The 18,034-nt window shown below is 38.1% G+C and carries 16 protein-coding genes; 4 read left to right on the top strand and 12 right to left on the bottom strand.

The window, feature by feature from the left end; all coding sequences use genetic code 11:
- Positions 1-169 precede the first annotated feature (169 nt).
- Entirely contained in the window at positions 170-361 is a 192-nt protein-coding gene (locus tag QYB95_RS01930) for a YjzD family protein (RefSeq protein WP_301136388.1), read from the top strand.
- Positions 362-453: 92 nt separating this feature from the next.
- Here the strand turns inward: QYB95_RS01930 and QYB95_RS01925 are convergent, their stop codons facing one another.
- On the bottom strand, positions 454-2,583 hold the full coding sequence (locus QYB95_RS01925) for an ATP-dependent Clp protease ATP-binding subunit (RefSeq protein WP_301136387.1): 2,130 nt from the start codon (positions 2,581-2,583) through the stop codon (positions 454-456).
- 258 nt (positions 2,584-2,841) lie between these two features.
- Between QYB95_RS01925 and QYB95_RS01920 the strand changes: the two genes are divergently transcribed.
- Positions 2,842-3,543: a Crp/Fnr family transcriptional regulator gene (locus QYB95_RS01920; RefSeq protein ID WP_301136386.1), complete on the top strand. Its 702-nt coding sequence runs from the start codon at positions 2,842-2,844 to the stop codon at positions 3,541-3,543.
- 86 nt (positions 3,544-3,629) lie between these two features.
- Here QYB95_RS01920 and QYB95_RS01915 read toward each other — a convergent pair whose 3' ends face one another.
- The 3 genes from QYB95_RS01915 to QYB95_RS01905 form a co-directional block, all read right to left on the bottom strand.
- Positions 3,630-4,769 carry a zinc-dependent alcohol dehydrogenase gene (locus tag QYB95_RS01915; protein WP_301136385.1) on the bottom strand — a complete coding sequence of 380 codons (1,140 nt, stop codon included), beginning with the start codon at positions 4,767-4,769 and terminating at the stop codon, positions 3,630-3,632.
- 475 nt (positions 4,770-5,244) lie between these two features.
- The gene (locus tag QYB95_RS01910; RefSeq protein ID WP_425609159.1) at positions 5,245-5,559 is read right to left on the bottom strand and encodes a metal-sulfur cluster assembly factor; all 315 of its coding nucleotides are present in this window, start codon (positions 5,557-5,559) and stop codon (positions 5,245-5,247) included.
- Between the two features lie 56 nt (positions 5,560-5,615).
- A complete protein-coding gene (locus QYB95_RS01905; protein ID WP_301136384.1) occupies positions 5,616-6,377 on the bottom strand; it encodes a prolyl oligopeptidase family serine peptidase in 762 nt (253 codons plus the stop codon).
- Positions 6,378-6,589: 212 nt separating this feature from the next.
- Between QYB95_RS01905 and QYB95_RS01900 the strand changes: the two genes are divergently transcribed.
- Positions 6,590-7,396, top strand: a complete 807-nt coding sequence (locus QYB95_RS01900; RefSeq protein WP_301136383.1) for a Cof-type HAD-IIB family hydrolase — start codon at positions 6,590-6,592, stop codon at positions 7,394-7,396.
- A gap of 87 nt (positions 7,397-7,483) precedes the next feature.
- The gene (locus QYB95_RS01895) at positions 7,484-8,335 is read left to right on the top strand and encodes a DegV family protein (RefSeq protein ID WP_301136382.1); all 852 of its coding nucleotides are present in this window, start codon (positions 7,484-7,486) and stop codon (positions 8,333-8,335) included.
- 121 nt (positions 8,336-8,456) lie between these two features.
- Here QYB95_RS01895 and QYB95_RS01890 read toward each other — a convergent pair whose 3' ends face one another.
- From QYB95_RS01890 to QYB95_RS01855, 8 genes are all read right to left on the bottom strand, one after another.
- Positions 8,457-10,289, bottom strand: a complete 1,833-nt coding sequence (locus tag QYB95_RS01890; protein ID WP_301136381.1) for an oligopeptide ABC transporter substrate-binding protein — start codon at positions 10,287-10,289, stop codon at positions 8,457-8,459.
- 147 nt (positions 10,290-10,436) lie between these two features.
- Positions 10,437-11,345: an ABC transporter permease gene (locus QYB95_RS01885; protein WP_301136380.1), complete on the bottom strand. Its 909-nt coding sequence runs from the start codon at positions 11,343-11,345 to the stop codon at positions 10,437-10,439.
- 31 nt (positions 11,346-11,376) lie between these two features.
- Positions 11,377-12,339, bottom strand: coding sequence for an oligopeptide ABC transporter permease (opp4B, locus tag QYB95_RS01880; RefSeq protein ID WP_301136379.1), 963 nt, complete (start codon positions 12,337-12,339; stop codon positions 11,377-11,379).
- 2 nt (positions 12,340-12,341) lie between these two features.
- On the bottom strand, positions 12,342-13,289 hold the full coding sequence (locus tag QYB95_RS01875; RefSeq protein ID WP_301136378.1) for an ATP-binding cassette domain-containing protein: 948 nt from the start codon (positions 13,287-13,289) through the stop codon (positions 12,342-12,344).
- Positions 13,267-14,295 (bottom strand): ABC transporter ATP-binding protein, encoded by a 1,029-nt coding sequence (locus tag QYB95_RS01870; RefSeq protein WP_301136377.1) that lies wholly within the window; start codon positions 14,293-14,295, stop codon positions 13,267-13,269. Before QYB95_RS01870 ends, QYB95_RS01875 begins: the two co-directional genes overlap by 23 nt.
- 317 nt (positions 14,296-14,612) lie before the next feature.
- On the bottom strand, positions 14,613-16,073 hold the full coding sequence (locus QYB95_RS01865; RefSeq protein WP_301136376.1) for an alpha-amylase family glycosyl hydrolase: 1,461 nt from the start codon (positions 16,071-16,073) through the stop codon (positions 14,613-14,615).
- A 534-nt stretch (positions 16,074-16,607) separates the two neighbouring features.
- A complete protein-coding gene (locus QYB95_RS01860; protein WP_301136375.1) occupies positions 16,608-16,973 on the bottom strand; it encodes a YisL family protein in 366 nt (121 codons plus the stop codon).
- A gap of 154 nt (positions 16,974-17,127) precedes the next feature.
- Positions 17,128-18,030, bottom strand: a complete 903-nt coding sequence (locus tag QYB95_RS01855; RefSeq protein ID WP_301136374.1) for a fumarylacetoacetate hydrolase family protein — start codon at positions 18,028-18,030, stop codon at positions 17,128-17,130.
- Positions 18,031-18,034: the final 4 nt, after the last annotated feature.

Genomic DNA, 18,034 nt, shown 5'->3' with positions numbered 1-18,034 from the left:
ACTAACATTTAGTACTTGGTCATAATTATAGCTCATAAAAAAAATATCCTCAACCTTTTATTCACGATTTGTTCTTAAGTTTGTTGTTCTTTTTTATGAATGTATATGTTATGATAAATAAGATGAGAATTGGAATACTATTTAAAAATGTTTTATAGAGGTGAAATGAATGCAATATGTAATGACTTTAGTTTGGTCTGTACTATTAATGTTAATGTTAGGTTACGTAGTAAGTTCGGTTTTAGCAGTACCATTTGATGTTACAACTAGTTTAATCCTAGGCGTTATCTTTACAGTTATCGTATTTATTATTAGTGCAATTATTCCGAACGAACCAACACCAGAAGCTGACCATCACTAATATTGATTAAATTTTAGCACTTCTAATCGAAGTGCTTTTATTTTATAAAAAAATGGGTGACTTGAACATTTTGACAAGCCACCCAAATCGCTCTATTTTGTCACAAGTAATTGATCGCTATCCATTTTAACTTCCAATGCTTCTCCTGGAAGTACCTCTCCTCGCAATAACTCTTTGGCTACTGCTGTTTCAACATTGCGTTGAATAAATCGCTTTAATGGTCTTGCTCCAAATTGAGGATCTATGCCGTTTTCAACAATCCAGTCCACTACCTCGTCACGAACTTTTAACCCAATTTCTTGTTCGGCTACACGTTCCTGCAATTGACCTATATATTTCCAAGCAATTGCATGGAAGTGTTCATTACTTAATGCATGGAAAGTAATAATGTCATCCACCCGATTCAATAGTTCCGGCTTGAAGTGTGTACGCAATTCCGCCATAACTAAATCTTCTATTGATTGCTGGTGTTCCGGTTTCGCTTCAAGCAAATAATGTGAACCAATATTTGATGTCATTATGACGACTGTATTTGTAAAGTTTACTAACCGTCCTTGACTATCCGTAATACGCCCGTCGTCCAGAATTTGAAGCAAGATATTTGCTACATCGGGATGGGCTTTTTCAATTTCGTCCAATAATACCACAGAGTAAGGACTTCTTCGGACCGCTTCTGTTAGCTGTCCCCCCTCTTCATAGCCGATATACCCTGGAGGAGCCCCTACAAGTCGGGATACACTATGTTTTTCCATATATTCGCTCATATCGATGCGAATAAAATGATCCTCTGAATCAAACAACTGTGAAGCCAAGGCTTTAGCAAGTTCGGTTTTCCCTACCCCGGTCGGACCCAAGAATATAAAGGAACCAATCGGTCGATTAGGATCTTTAATACCTGAACGAGCCCGCCATACAGCCTCAGTGACAAGTTTTACTGCCGTATCTTGGCCCACAACACGTTCCTGCAAGGTATCCTTTAGGCGCAGTAGTTTTTCTCTCTCACCTTCCACAAGCTTCGTAACTGGAATGCCTGTCCATCTTGAAATAATCGAAGCAATTTCATCCGCTGTTACTTCCTCTCGCAGAATTCTAGTATCAGAACCCAACTTCAACGCTTCTTCCAATGCAGTTAGTTCCTTTTCCAACTCAGGAATTTTACCGTGTCGCAGTTCTGCCGCTTTATTCAAGTCATATTTGCTTTCCGCATCTTCTAAATCACGGCGATTGCTATCTAATTGTTCACGCTTTTTCTGAATAATTTGTAGAGACTGTTTCTCTTCTTCCCATTGTTTGCGTATTTTGTCGGTCGACTCTTTCAAGGAAGCCAATTCAGTTCGTAATGCTTCGAGACGTTTTTTGCTCGCTTCATCTTTTTCTTTTGTCAGGGCTTGTTCTTCAATCTCAAGCTGCATGACACGGCGAGTAACAAGATCAAGCTCATGTGGCATCGAGTCGATTTCAGTACGAATCATGGCACACGCCTCATCGATTAAATCAATGGCTTTGTCAGGCAAGAATCTCTCCGTTATATAACGGTTTGAAAGTTCTGCTGCCGCAATGATTGCACGGTCATGGATTCGAACACCATGGTGCAATTCAAAGCGTTCCTTCAAGCCGCGCAAGATAGAAACCGTGTCTTCGATGGATGGTTCACGTACAATGACCTGCTGGAATCTGCGTTCAAGGGCCGGATCTTTTTCAATATACATACGGTATTCATCCAAAGTCGTTGCTCCGATACAATGGAGCTCCCCGCGTGCAAGCATCGGCTTAAGCATATTTCCCGCATCCATTGCCCCTTCTGTTTTACCTGCACCAACAATTGTATGAATTTCATCGATAAATAAAATGATTTGCCCTTCTGAATCTTTTACTTCTTTCAGCACACCTTTTAAACGTTCCTCAAATTGACCCCGATAGCTTGCCCCTGCGATTAATGCGCTCATATCCAGTTCATATAAAATACAATTCTTTAACCCTTCAGGGACATCTTTACGGACAATTCGTTGAGCCAGCCCTTCAACAATGGCTGTTTTACCGACACCTGGTTCACCAATCAGGATGGGATTATTTTTCGTTTTTCTTGATAGGATTCGAATGACATTTCGAATTTCTTCATCACGACCAATAACAGGATCCATCTTCCCATTTTTAACCTCTTCAATTAAGTTGCGACCAAATTGTTCTAATGGACTACGATTGTCTTGCTGTTGAAATTGCATTCCCACTCACCCTTTCAAATAATTGTATAGAATAATACCTAAATTCTTAATTTGACTTAAAAGTTCTTATATATAAACAAGTTTTCGATAAATGGTTTGACCTTTTTTGACTAATTTGATTATAAATTGTTTATTCGTGAAATGCAAAAAATGGCACTAAAAGTTTACAATTTATTTTCGTTTCATGTGATATCATATATTGAAAATACTTTTTTACGATTGTTGTAATTATTGAGCCAATTAAAAGGATGTGAAGGAATGACATTAACTGATAACTTATCAGTGGGTATTTATCGACTATTTGAGGAACATGGCCTGCTCGTCAAAGTGGAAAAAGGGAATCATATCTTCCATGAGGGCGAAAGTGCGGGAGATCTATTTTTTATTGCAAATGGTTCCATACAAATAAGTAAAGAAACTGAAAATGGTAAAGAACTTACATTTCGCGTTTGCGGAAAGAAAAGTATCATTGGTGAATGTTCATTATTCGGTCCTACTACATTTCACTCTACTACAGCAAAAGCTATTACCAACTCGGAATTACTGGTACTGAACAAAAATTCTCTGGAAATGATTTTAACTGAACAACCCTCCTTGATGATTGAATACCTGAAGTGGATTCAAAACGAGAATTTAAAAAATCAAAGCTTAATTCGTGATTTAGTCATTCATGGCAAAAAAGGAGCACTCTTTTCTACATTAATTCGTTTATCAAATACTTATGGAAAACTCCTTCATGACAATGACAATCAATATTTCATAGATCTACATTTAACAAATACGGATGTTGCCAACATGTGCTCGACAAGTCGGGAAATGATTAATCGCATGCTAAACGATTTAAAGAAACAGAAGATTATTACGTTTGAAAAAGGCTATATTACAATTTTGGATTTGAATTATTTGAAGCAGGAAATTTCGTGCGAAAACTGTCCCACTTCGATTTGCCGAATAGATTAGGGAGAAACTCATCACTTACAAGGAACAAACAAAACAGGTACGCAGAGGAGAATTTTCTGCGTACCTTTTATTTTACTTGAAAACTACTAAGGTTTTAGGATGACCTTAATACATTCATCTTCATGGTCATTAAATGTCTTGTATGCTTCACTGGCTTGATCTAACGGAACCTTATGAGTGATGATTTCAGTTGGATCGATTTTCCCTTCCTTAATCATGTCAAATAGCATTGGCATATAATGAATGACCGGAGCTTGTCCCATCTTGATATTAATATTTCGTTCAAATAAATTGCCTAACGGGAAGTGATTGTACATAGACCCATACACACCTGTAATTTGTAATGTACCAAACTTTTTGATCGCCTTCATTCCGATACGGATGGCACTCGTTGTACCCCCTGAAAGTTTTAACTTCTGCTCGACAACTTCTAGTGGATTCTTTTTCCCATCCATCCCTACGCAATCAATTACGACATCCGCACCGCCTTTTGTTATCTCGGCAATGTAGTCCCCAGTATCCTCGTGATCATCAAAGTTGATAATTTCAACATTATTCATTTTCTTCGCATGATTTAAGCGATATGGAAGATTATCAACCGCAATGACACGTTTTGCCCCTTTCATCCAGGCAAATTTTTGGGTCATCAAACCAATTGGACCGCAACCTAATACTACTACTGTATCTCCTTTTTTAACACCTCCACTTTCCACACTCCAGTAAGCCGTTGGGAGTACGTCCGACATAAAGAGTAAGGACTCATCCTCTAACTCGACTGATTCGGGAATAACAAAAGGCACGAAGTTTCCGAATGGTACGCGAAGCAACTCGGCTTGTCCACCTTGGTAACCGCCATATCGTTCAGTGAATCCAAAATAGCCGCCAGAATCGACATGTGGATTGGGATTGGAATTATCGCATTGGCTTTCCATATCATTTTCACAATAATGACAGTGACCACAGGAGATATTGAATGGCAATACTACGCGGTCTCCTTTTTTCACTTTCTCTACACTCGGGCCGACGTCTTCAACAATTCCCATCGGTTCATGACCGACAACATAGTCTTTTGATGCCGGAAGGGCTCCTTGATAAATGTGTAAATCCGATCCGCAAATGGCTGTAGACGTCACTCGGATAATAATATCATCACTTTTTTCGATCTTTGGATCGGCTACCTCTTTTACCTGCATATCTTTTGCACCTTGGAAAGTAACAGCTTTCATATTAAAAATACCTCCTGTTATAAGTGATTTTTAATAACAAACTAAATCTATTGTCTTTACTTCCCTTAAATGTGCAAGGTAATCATATAATTTTTCGTGCGCTATCAAGGAGCCTATCAAGTACATTACTTTGTTAGAGTAATCTCTCAGCAAAGATGTAGAGCCGACTCAGACGTTCTCTCCCCGACTCGTCAAACTCACTGAAAATGTATATTTTTTGAATAACTCTTTTAATGACGGAACTTTAGAGTAGAAGTGTACGATATAAACTTTGCTTAGACAAATCCCAGAAGGGTATGAGTCGAAGTGTCACCATCCACCCTCTAACTAGACAAATCAAAGACGAGTAGGAGTAGGAATGTCACCATTCATCCCCTACTTAGAGAAAATGCGTGGGGTTTTCAACCTCACTGGAAGTTTCACCTTGTAGAATAAAAAAAGAGCAACTCATTTTTTAGAGTTGCTCATCTGCATTTTATCGGATTCCTAATGCCATTTTCGCATAGCGTGACATGTTGTCTTTTGACCATGCTGGCTGCCAAACGATATTCACGTCCACTTTTTTGATTTCCGGCAGCTCACCTAAAGCTGTGTTTACTTGATCTACGATAACCGGACCAAGCGGGCACCCCATAGATGTTAGTGTCATTGTAACAGTTGCTAATCCTTCTTCATCCAAATCTACATCATATACTAAACCTAGGTTGACGATATCAATGCCAAGCTCGGGATCGATTACATTTTCTAAAGCACCCAACATGCTTTCTTTCATATCTTCGCTGATTGCCATTTTCTTTATTTCCCCTCTCTCTATAGTGTTAACTCTATCATAACAAATGAATATCGCTATGCCAAATGTTCTGAAAGGAAGGTTGTGACAGCAAGCACGCCACTGCGAGGAACTTTATGCCCCGATTTTTTCGATTCGATAAAAACTAATTGCTCTGGTGATTGCTCATAGTGTGCGCGTAATTGCGTATAAAAATGATATGTATTTTTGAATGGTACAGTCTTATCTTGATGCCCATGCCAAAAAATTACAGGTCGCCCGTTGAATCGTTCCGGACTTTTCGTAATATCATATTCAGCTAACTGATTTAGGATCTGAGCTTTTTGCTTTTCATCGATCGGCAATTTTATTCCTGATGCTTCAATTTGAGCCATTTGCCAATTGGCCAGCTCAACATACCCAGGAGCACCCATACAGATCCCGGCAGCACTTATCCAATCGTAGGAATTCAAGCATCCGGCAGTAACAATACCACCCATTGATGAACCGGCTATTCCAATTTTACCCTCACCATATCCTCGTGCCTTCAGTTCTTCATAAATCGTATTAACTTCATGAATTGAATTTAGGACGATTTCCCAGAAGTGCATATTCATTTTCACTTCAGAAAAATTTTCACTTCGTACACCGTGTAAATAAGCATCAGGCATGATGACACGTACACCACTTTGTACTAATTGATAAGCGTAATGCAAGTTATGCTCCTTGGCACTTTGAAAGCCATGAAGAAAAATAACGACAGGCGTTTGCTGGTTCATTGAATTATCATAAACATGTAATAAAGGTATCCCTTTCCACATATCATCTTGAACATACATTTTCTTTCACCCCTAAACTTGTTCCTAAATCTATTTTAGCTCCTAAATAGTTTTCTCCTGGCTAATATTTTTGTCCCTTGTAGAAGAAACTATTCTTAACAATCATATCATTGGTGGAAAACTTTTGCTAAAGATAGAAAGCAGATGATCAATTTTTGACTAAATATATCCAAAAGGATAAAATTTAAAGAGAAAGAAAGGAGATTTCCTTCATGAAACAACATTTAATTGTATTAGATTTAGACGGAACTTTATTAACGGATGAGAAAAAAATATCCGAAAAAACGAAAATGACCTTATTCAAGGCAAAGGAAGCAGGACATCAAGTGATGATAGCAACTGGTCGTCCATTCCGTGCCAGCCAGCTCTATTATAATGAGCTGATGTTAACTACTCCGATTGTAAACTTTAATGGTGCACTGGTTCACCATCCCACAAATAATGCTTGGAAAATGATCCATTCTCCAATTGATATCAGTGTCGTTCACGATGTGGTGGACTCGGTGGATAAATATCAATATGAGAACCTGATTGCCGAAGTGCTGGACGAAGTATTTATTCATAATGAGGATAATCGCATGATGGATATATTTAAAATGGGAGACCCTCGTGTAACTATTGGAAACTTGAGAGGAAGCTTGAATGAGGATCCTACAAGTTTGCTAATTCATGCAGAAGAGGAAAATGTACCGGGAATTCGTGACCATTTAGAAAGCGTCCATGCCGAATTAATCGAACACCGCCGATGGGGAGCTCCATTCCATATTGTTGAAATCGTTAAAAAAGGGTTAAATAAAGCCGTCGGAATTTCCCATGTAGCAAAAGATTTGAATATCCCGCGTGATCGAATCATCGCTTTTGGGGATGAAGATAATGACTTAGAAATGCTTGAGTATGCTGGTCTTGGTGTTGCGATGTCAAACGGAATTGATGACTTGAAAAATATCGCGAATGAAATCACACTGAGCAACAACGAAGATGGCATTGCCAAAATCCTGATTGAAAGACTAAAATTGTAAGTATAGATTGTGGAATGCCGCTAGTGTTTATTTCTCGAACAATAAAGCACCTTAAACTTAAAAAAGAACTTCAAAGGGGGTATGAAAATGAAAATCTTCGCAGATAGTGGCTGTGATTTGCCTAAAGATTTTTTCACAGAAAAAAATGTAGAACTATTAACGCTAAGAGTGGATTTAAACAATCAGGTATACAATGATATTTTGGATATTGAGCCGAAAGTTGTTTATGATGCGATGCGTGAAGGTGTAGTTCCCAAAACTTCGCAGGTGTCGCCAGAGCTTTTCCTAAATAAGTTCGAAGCCCTTGCAAAGAATGATGAAGAAGGTATATATATTGCCTTATCTTCAAATTTATCGGGTACATATAGCACTGCCATGATGATTGCATCCCAGGTACGCGAAAATTATCCGAATTTCAAATTAAAGATAATTGATTCCAAGTGTGCATCATTGGGACTTGGCCTGCTTGTACAAGAAGCTGTTCAACTACGAGAACAGGGTCTGTCATGCGATGAAACAGCCCAGAAAATCACTCACATGGCTGAGCATATGACGCACCTATTTACAGTTGAAAACTTAAGCTACTTGGCTGCAGGAGGAAGACTATCAAAATCGAGTGCTTTTATCGGCGGGCTGCTAAGCATCAAACCGATTTTACATGTAGAGGATGGAAAACTGATTCCTCTAGAAAAAATCCGGGGTCGCAAAAAAGCGATTAATCGCATAATCGACCTAATGTCAGAACGAGGCGGCGACTTCTCAAATAAGACAGTCGGGATCAGCCATGGAGATGATTTAGAGTTTGCTCATGAAGTTCAAGGGTTGATCGAGGAGAAACTACATCCGCAATCCTTCGAAATCACAATGATCGGTTCAAGTATTGGAGCTCATGCAGGCCCTGGTACAATCGCAATTTTCTTTACAGATAAGGATTACTAATTTTTCGATGAGCTGTTTCTAAAAGAAACAGCTCTTTTTAATGGGGATTACTCTACCACCAGACAATTAAAAAAGATGAATCCGGGGAAGTTTATACCCTGGATTCATCTCACTCTTTTAATTAGTTAGCAACTGGTTCTTCAGCAACTAATTCTAATTCATGTAAATGACTTGTATATTCATCAGCATAATCGAAACTGAAGTTTTTCACACGTTTGTTTACTGGCATAATCTCGTAACGGAATTGCATTGGAATGATATTAGCCACTTCCTCGATATGTTGTTGGAACGCTTTGAACTGATCAGCACGGTATTCAGTGTCAAATGCTTCTGGTGAGTCGATCGCTCTTACAGTTGTTTCTAATTCTTCTGAAGTATAACGGCTGTAGTTAAATGGATCCGCTTCACCATATAAGCCAGACGGAGATGGGTTTGTACCAGTTCCCCAAGCACCCATATAAATATCGATCTCTGGGTCATCTGCTTCAACCATATCATAGAATGCGTTGAATTCAATTAAACGACCAGTCGTTAATGTTACATTTAAACCAACGTCAGCCCAGTTTTGCAGGTAGAAGGCGATGATTTCTTCTTGTGTTGCATCACTTGACATAGAAGCTAATTTGATTTCTAATGGTTCACCATTTGGATCTTCACGGAATCCGTCGCCATCTACATCTTCGTAACCAGCTTCATCCAATAAAGCCATTGCTTTTTCCGGATCATAAGTGTAACCAGCTAATTCTTCATCATAGAATGCTTCAAATACTGGTGGAATTAAAGAATTCGCACGCTCACGTAGGTTGTTGTAGAATACTTCAGAAACTTGTTCGATATCTAAAGCATACCCCATTGCTTGACGCAATTGTTGGTTACCCATTTTAGAGCCTTCCATATCTGTTACTACTTTATTTTCTACTGTGTCGAATTTACCTAATTTAAAACCAAGGTAAGAATAGTAAAGCTCTGGACGTCCTAAGATTGAAATGTTTTCAAGGTTTTCAATCTCCGGCATTTTTGTTGCATTGAAGCTTTGGACAATATCATAATCGCCTGATTCGATTGCTACTGAGATAGAGCTTGATGGAACCACTTTCACTACTACGCCATCAAGTTTTGGTACACCCTTCCAGTAATTTTCGTTTTTCACGAAAGATACAGATTCACCTGGCACGATTTTATCAATCTTGAATGCACCTAGTGATACAGGGTTTTTACGAACTGCATCAGACTCTACTAATTCACCTACAGGGATATCAGCGATTTGATGAGCTGGAGCTGCGTATGTCCATAGACCGTCCCCACCGTAGAAGATAGATGGAGATAATTGTTTAAAGCTAATTTCTAATGTGTAATCATCAATTTGTTTAAGACCTGAGATTGTTTCTGCAGTTCCTGCATGATACTCTTCTGCCCCAATGATATTTTGGAATGCAGTATCATAGCGAACACCAGTATAATCCTTGTGCCCAATAATATGGTAAGGTAAAATAACGTCTTCGATTGTTAACGGCTCACCGTCAGACCATTTTACATCTTCACGAATTTTAACAGTTGCTTTGTTGTTTTCTTGGTCAACCTCTAAAGTTGCGATCCCTTCATCAGTAATCATGAAGTTTTCATCAACCTCGAATAGAGAGTTTGTCATCCATTCCATTAAATCAGCATCATATCCATCCTCATAAAGTTCCCAGTTGAAGATACCTTGGAAAGGCTCATCTTTAACCATTGCTACTTGAAGTGTTCCACCCTCGATTGCTTCGCCTTCGTTAGTGACAGCAACTTCAAATAGACTACCTGAATCTTCACCTGCTGGTTCACCATCAGTTGTATCTTCAGTCGACGTTTCTTCTGGTTCTTCAGTTGTTGGCTCTTCATCTCCGCCACTACAAGCCGCTAGAACAAGTAATACTGACAAAAGCAGTGCTACTAATGACCACTTAGTTTTCTTCATTTCTGTTCCTCCCTTTTCTTATTTGTACCGATAAGATTTATTTATAATAAAACATATTTACTTCCATTTTGTAAATATGGTGGTACCCCTGTTTCAACCTAGTAATTTCAAAACATAAAATTTTCAGAAACTATAATTCAAATTTTTTTATCCCAATCGTTGACGTGAATCCGCTGCTCTTCGTAATGCTTGCCCTACATAGTTGATGCCCAACATCATTAATAGGATAAATAATGCAGCTGGCAGCCACGACCACCAGTATTGTTGTAATACAAGCGGATTATTTGCACTCGCTACCAAAGTACCCAATGATGGTGTAGATTGCGGCAATCCAAATCCTAAGTAGGATAGACCGGTTTCAATACCTACATTTCCCGCAAAGTTCAACGTCATTTCAACAATGATGATCGAACTTAGGTTAGGCAATATTTCACGGGTAATAATGACAAAATCATTTGTACCGAGTGTTTTCGAAGCCTGAACATAGTCTCGTCTACTTTCTGATAAAGCTTTGGAACGAACAAGACGCGCTGTTCCTGTCCACAAGAAGAGACTCATAATTAAAATGAATGCTCCTACCGTATATTTCGGTACAACAGTGATGAACACAATAATTAACATTAATTGTGGAATTGTAATAAAGAAGTCAATGATCCTCATAAACAGATTATCGATCCATCCACCAAAATATCCACAAATCAAACCTACTGCGACACCAAATACTCCCGTAATTAATGTAATAGCAATCGCTATTAACATTGAGTTTCGTGCACCGACAATAATTTGCCCAACGATATCCTTACCGCCTTGGTCAGCACCAAGCAAGAATTTTTCGCCAGGTTCTGCAAATTTATCTCTTAAGCTTACACGCAGTAGTTGTTGCTGATCTATACCTAGCCACGCCCATACAAAGATACCCAGAATCACGACCACTAACAAGATTAGTGAAAACATCGCTAATTTATCTTTCATAAACTCTCGAAAAATTACCTGCAATCCAGTAGGAGGAGAGTTTACATAGTTGTTGTTTCCAGTTTTTTTATTTTTTTTTGCCATTTCGGATCCTCCTTAACTTTTTTAGTTTTGCCTATTCAATCCTAATGCGAGGGTCAACAATACTCATAATAATATCGGATAATAGACTACCTAAAAGAGCTAAGAATCCAAATAACATAACTAGTGCTGTAATAACACTGTAATCACGTGAAGAAATGGAACTTACAAATAGTTGACCCATCCCAGGGTAACCAAAAATCGTTTCGACGAAAATCGAGCCACCTAACAAACCCGTAATCGTAAATCCTAAAAACGCTGCAATCGGCAGCAAAGAATTACGGAAAATATGTTTTGAATACACTTTTCGCATTGGAATCCCTTTGCTTCGTGCTGTTCGCACATAATCCATTGTTTTTGCATCGATAATTTCAGATCGCAGATATTGGATAATTCCTGTAGTTCCTAAGACTGCGTAAGTAAACGACGGTAAAAGAATGTGATAAAATTTATCCCAGTAATATCTCAAAGTTCCCGCTTCATATTTAATGTCAACACTACCGCTTGTAGGGAACCACTCCAATTTATAGCCAAATAGGAATAAGAAGATTAATCCCAAAACAAATGTAGGAATTGCATATGTAACAAAACTATACAATACAATTGTTTTATCTAATCGGGAGTTTTGATATCTTCCTGCTAAGATTCCTAATGGAATAGCGATTAAATAGAGTATAAACACACTCAGCAACGATAGCCAAAATGTATTCAATGCGCGTTCGCCAATTAGATCGGCAACATCTCGTTTGTACGTATAGCTTAGACCTAAATCACCCTGGAAGGCATTTCCTATCCATCTCATATACTGAATATGCCATGGATCATTTAATCCTGCTTTTTCGGTTAATTCCGCGATACGAGCGGGATCCGTTTGTGGTGAGATTAAACCCGTAAACGGGTCACCAGGCATAAATTTTGCTAAGACGAAGATAATCACACTCAATACGAACAATTGAGGGATCATGATTAGAAATCTTCTTACAATCGTTTTCCACATCTCTACAAGACCCCCCTCACTTGTGAAGTAGCTGCAACATAATGAGTGTTTGAGACTTGTAATAAATCAAATACACGTTCATTTTCATCAAAATAATTTTTATGTTCTGCTTGATAATGCTGTTCCACAAGAATTCTTTCACGTTTTCGATTTTCTCTTCCCGCCGGGGATACTTCTGGTATTGCGGAAAGTAGACGCTTTGTGTAAATATGCTGCGGGTTTGTATAAATATCATGTTTTGTACCCGTTTCTACAAATCTACCTTTATACATTATGGAAATATGGTCACACATATGTTTAACAACACCCAAATCGTGGGATATAAATAAATAACTAAGACCAAACTCATTTTGAATATCCTTCATGAAGTTCAGTACTTGTGCTTGTACAGACAAATCAAGTGCTGAAACTGGTTCGTCTGCAATAATTAGCTTCGGATTGGTTGCAATTGCCCTTGCAATCCCCAGACGCTGTTTTTGCCCCCCAGAGAATTCATGTGGATATTTTAACTTTGCATCCTCAGGCATCCCTACAATTTCTAGTAATTCACTGATTTTACGTTCTTCCTCTTTAGGAGTAAGGTTTAAAAAGTTGCGAATCGGTTCTGCAATAATATCCTTAACTCGTTTACGAGGATTCAGGCTCGAATGTGCATCCTGGAAAATCATTTGCACATCGCGATTGAAGGATGATTTACGATTTCTTCTCTTATTTGTAACATTTTCACCTTCGTATATGATACTCCCGTTGGTAATCTTCTCCAGACCAATCAAGGCTTTACCTGTTGTGGATTTCCCACACCCCGACTCGCCAACTAGACCATATGCTTTTCCTCTTTCAAACTCCATTGTGATACCATCAACAGCAAGTACACGGTCAATTACAGTATTGAAGAATCCGCCGCGAACAGGATAGTGAACTTTTAAATCATTTATTTGCATAAAGCTCATGTGTCCCGCCCCCTTTATCCGTTTTAAAATGAAACTCTTTCCAACATGTGCAACGAACAAAATGTCCTGGTGAAATTTCATGAAGTGCTGGATTTTCCTCATGAGCTTCTCCTGGTATCCAAGGAATACGGGAAGAGAATCGACAACCTGAACGCGGAAGATTCATTAACGAAGGTACAATCCCTTCAATTACATTCAATCGATCCGACTGTGAGTTCATCTGAGGGATTGAGTTAAATAAAGAACGTGTATACGGGTGTTTGGGATTTGCAAACAATTCCTCTACAGCTGCTTCTTCAATAATTTGCCCTGCATACATAACTGCAACACGGTCTGCAACTTCAGCTACAACACCTAGGTCATGGGTGATTAAAATAATTCCTGCTTCCGTTTCTGCTTGCAGCTCAATCAATAAGTCTAAAATTTGAGCTTGAATTGTTACGTCCAGTGCAGTAGTCGGCTCATCCGCAATAATGATTTGAGGTTTACACGCAATTGCGATTGCAATGATAACCCTTTGTCTCATACCACCTGATAATTGGTGCGGAAACTGTCTTGCAACACGTTCTGGATTGCGAATCCCTACTTGCTGCAGTAATTCGAGAACCCTGCTATCTCGTTTACTCTTGTCTAATTTCGTATGATAGATTAGACCTTCCTCGATCTGCTCTCCAATTCGCATTAATGGATTTAACGCAGAAAGTGGATCTTGGAAAATCATGCTAATTTGAAAACCTCGTATATCGTTCATTTCCTCTTCTGAAAGAGCTGCCAAGTTCTTATTATCAAATACAATCTCGCCTTGTACTCGCGTTTTATTGTGGTCATATAGACCAATAATGGATGTAGCAAGTGTACTTTTGCCGCATCCCGATTCACCTACGATTGCCAATATTTCATTTTTCTTAACTGATAATGATACGCCATCGACTGCATCGTAAAATGTATCTTTAATCCGGAATCCAGTATGTAAGTTATTAATCTTTAAAAGTTCATTTCCCTTCAAATTAACTCTCCTTTCTAGTAATCATGGTGAATACTATTAATTTGAATTTTACAAATTCTCAAACTATGAAGTATCTTCAAATTATTAAAAACTTCTCAAATAATCAATATTTTTTGTATTCTTGCAATAAATTATATATTCCTGTAACAATTGAAGTCAATAAATTTTAGTTTTATTTTTCAGAAATAACTAAAAATTGAGCCAAATCTGCACCATTTAGCACATTACCGCCAAAAATTAGCCATAAAATTTTATTAACATAACAATCGTTTAAACAAAAAAAGGCAAAATTACAAATGTAATTTTACCTTTTTCGTCTATTGTTCTTTCGTTCTCTTTCTTTTGCCTCGTTTAATAATGGCGATAATAAATCCAATAAATAATACATAGACAACTGCCAATGCTGCTAGATAGCCTTTATTGATCCCTTTTTCATCCTTCACTTGAAAAATCTCGACGATTTCACGGTCAAGGATGATTGGATAATTTCCTTCATTGTTTACACGGATCGTATCGCTGTCCAGCATGGCAAGAAGTTCTTTACCGGCTCCGATTTCTTCTTCTGATATATCAAATCGTGTTGTCTTTCCGGTATTATTAATGACAACAATCCATCTTTCCTGATCAGAGAAGCGTTCAAATGCCAAGAAACCATTTTCATTTTTAAGTAGCTTATATTCGCCGTTTCTCAGTGTTTCTGATTGTGAACGTAACGTTTGAATATCTCCAATAAAGTCGATCATTTCTTCGTCAGTTTTGAAATTGTACAGCTGATGTGCCTTAGGTCCGGCTTCACCATTCATTATCAGTTCAGTTCCGTATTGAGTTACTGGAACGCCGGGCAGCAGCAGTGTCGCTACAATTCCTAGTCTTGTTCTTGTTGGTGGAAAGGCTTCATTCGTTAAAGTAAAACGGTCAGTTAAGAGATTATCAAGCATAAGTTGCGTAGGAGCTTGATCCCCTTTTGCATATGGTTCAATATGAGCTAAAAGATTGGATGAATCTTGGTCCACATTCTTGTAGACATTTCGAAAAGCTTCAGTTGTTTCCGAGAAATAGTTTGCATCAAAGTTTGCATCGCTTTGTTCATTTGAAATGACATAAAGATTCTCGTTTACTTCTTTTATTGCAGAGATTAATTCGTTTAAGAATTCAGTATCCGCGTTTCCTAGGTTCGTTAATCGAACACCGCCAAATTTATATGTCGAAACAAAGTCTACTACCGCATCAAGTAAAGCTTGCTGTACTTCTTCATTTTGCAAGTCCCACTGCACTTTACCATCCGAGCTTCCAGCTATCCATTCAGCCTTTGCTGGATCTTGTGCCCATTCATGATTTTCACTTACATTTGATAATGGAAAATCAACCATTACTTTTACATTACTCTGACTATACGTATCAATCACAGTTTCCAATTCTTCGGCTGTACCAAAATGAGGTTCAAGATCATGATAGCTAGTTGCCATCGAACCGTCATACTTTTCGGTTTTGAAAATAGATCCGATTGAGACAATACTATAACCCAAATCTTGTATTAAAGAAAATTTATCAATTAACCCTCTAAAGTCTCCACCCGCAAACTGAGTGTTGTCTTTGGGATCTGCATTGTAATCGTTTTCTGCTGTGGCGTTAAAATATCGGTCCACTAATAAATCATATATTGTTTCATCTGCAATCGTTTTTGTCTCCTGTGCACTTGCAGGCGTAGTTACAGAAAATGATGCAGCAACTAAAGCTGACGCCACTGTGGCGCTAATCCATTTTGTAAGTTTCAACATTATCTCTCCTATCAAATGTGCCCTGGCCTATCTTGTATCCGAGCTGGCCGGGGCTGTAACTTCATTCAATGAAAGTAGGCACTACTCATTGAATGAAGTTGATAAAACATACCATCGCCATTTTACCAAAAAAAATTGATACTCTGCTATCCTTTGCTAAGAAAATGAGTATTTACATTGTTAAATGCGACAAAACCGTGACAATATGTATTGTAAATAATTTTTCCTTCTATATTTAATGTTAAACTTTCCAAAAAAATAAAGATCCAGCCAATAGGAAGTATTACAATGCACAAATAGAAGCCCTAGCCAGCTTTTCTATTGATATTGAGAAGAGTCCGCTCAACACAAATATGTAGGAACAAATATTGTAGTTCGCTTTGCTACCGTTCGAACCCGTTTTCTTTTTGAATCGTCGCAAAACCAACCGCTTTGCTACCGTTCCATACACCCTTCCTTTCGAATCATCGCAAACTTCCTCAAAAAAGAAAAAATCGCAAAACACTAAGTGCTTTGCGATTAGATGCTTCTTGATTAAGCCAGGAAACTGGAACCCATTGGTAATTTGAAACCCATATATAATACGGCAAATAAGGAAATTACGAATAGTACCCAGAAGATTGTCGTTGGTTTGTTTTTCGCTTGACGTACTAATACCATTTCCATCATACCAATCACGATAATCCCTAGAAGGAATTTAATGCCATATTGCATGCCTTGTCCATAATCCATCGCCTCGATAAATAATGCGCCACCAGTAATAATGACCAAAATATAGAACAAACGCAATACCATGTGAATCCCTTTAGATTTTGATGCAAAGGCTGCCACGAAAAATAGTATTAATGCAACTACCCAAGTGGTAATGTGAAGATGTGTTGAGCCCGTTAATAAGTCCATTATATTCCCACCTTATTTTTCTTTGTCAGCAATATCCTACCACAGGGTTGTTTGGGTGTTCAAATATAAAAGTGTTTATTTACTTTATTGTACAATTATTTACTATTTTTTAAGATTTAATAAGGCTCTTTACTAGACAATTCAAAGTTTCGGTTTACTCGAATCGATTTGAAAGTGTTCCAATCCCTTGAATCGATACTTTTACCTCATCCCCTGCTTTTAAGAAAGTCGGTGGATTCATGCCTTTGCCTACTCCAGCAGGTGTACCTGTTAAAATCACATCGCCAGGTTCAAGAGTTACATATGTTGACAGAATTGAAACCAGCTCTTCAATTGGGAACATCATATCTGCTGTTGTACCATTTTGACGAACTGCGCCATTGACTTTTGTCACTACCGTTAAATTTTGAGGATCTGTAATTTCATCTTTAGAAACGATATATGGGCCAAGTGGACATGTCCCATCCAAACTTTTTCCTAAGAAATATTGTTTATGACGCTCTTGTAGATCACGAGCAGTTATATCGTTTGCAATTGTATAGCCAAAAATATAGTCAAAGGCAAGATTTTTTGGAATATCTTTTCCTTTTTTTCCGATAACTACAGCTAACTCACCTTCGTAATCTAATGAACTTGTTTTTCCTTCATGAATTGACAATACTTGTTCATCTGCTGCAATTGAAGTTGGTGATTTTGTAAATACGACTAAATCCTGAGGAGCTGCTTCTGCCCCCATTTCTTTTGCATGCTCATTATAGTTTTTACCGATGCAAATGATATTCTTTGGTGTGCGTGGAATCGGTGATAGCCACTCTATATCAGAAAAGGAATGCTTAAATTGTGCAACGTGTTCTGATTGATTTGCCGCTTCAACTAATTTACGGATTTGTTCAACAAAGTCAAAACCTAGCGCAATTCCATCAATAATCTGTGTAGGGAAGGAAGGAAGAATATTAAGTTCTTCTTGTATTGCAAGAACATCCCAAACCGCTTCTTCCTTTTTAACTTTTGGACCGAATTTCACTTCTCCATTTAATTTGAACGATAAAATCTTCATAAAT

Origin of the sequence: Ureibacillus aquaedulcis, from assembly GCF_030418165.1 — a bacterium.
GTDB classification, from domain to species: domain Bacteria; phylum Bacillota; class Bacilli; order Bacillales_A; family Planococcaceae; genus Ureibacillus; species Ureibacillus aquaedulcis.
This window is presented reverse-complemented; position numbering and strand designations above follow the sequence as displayed.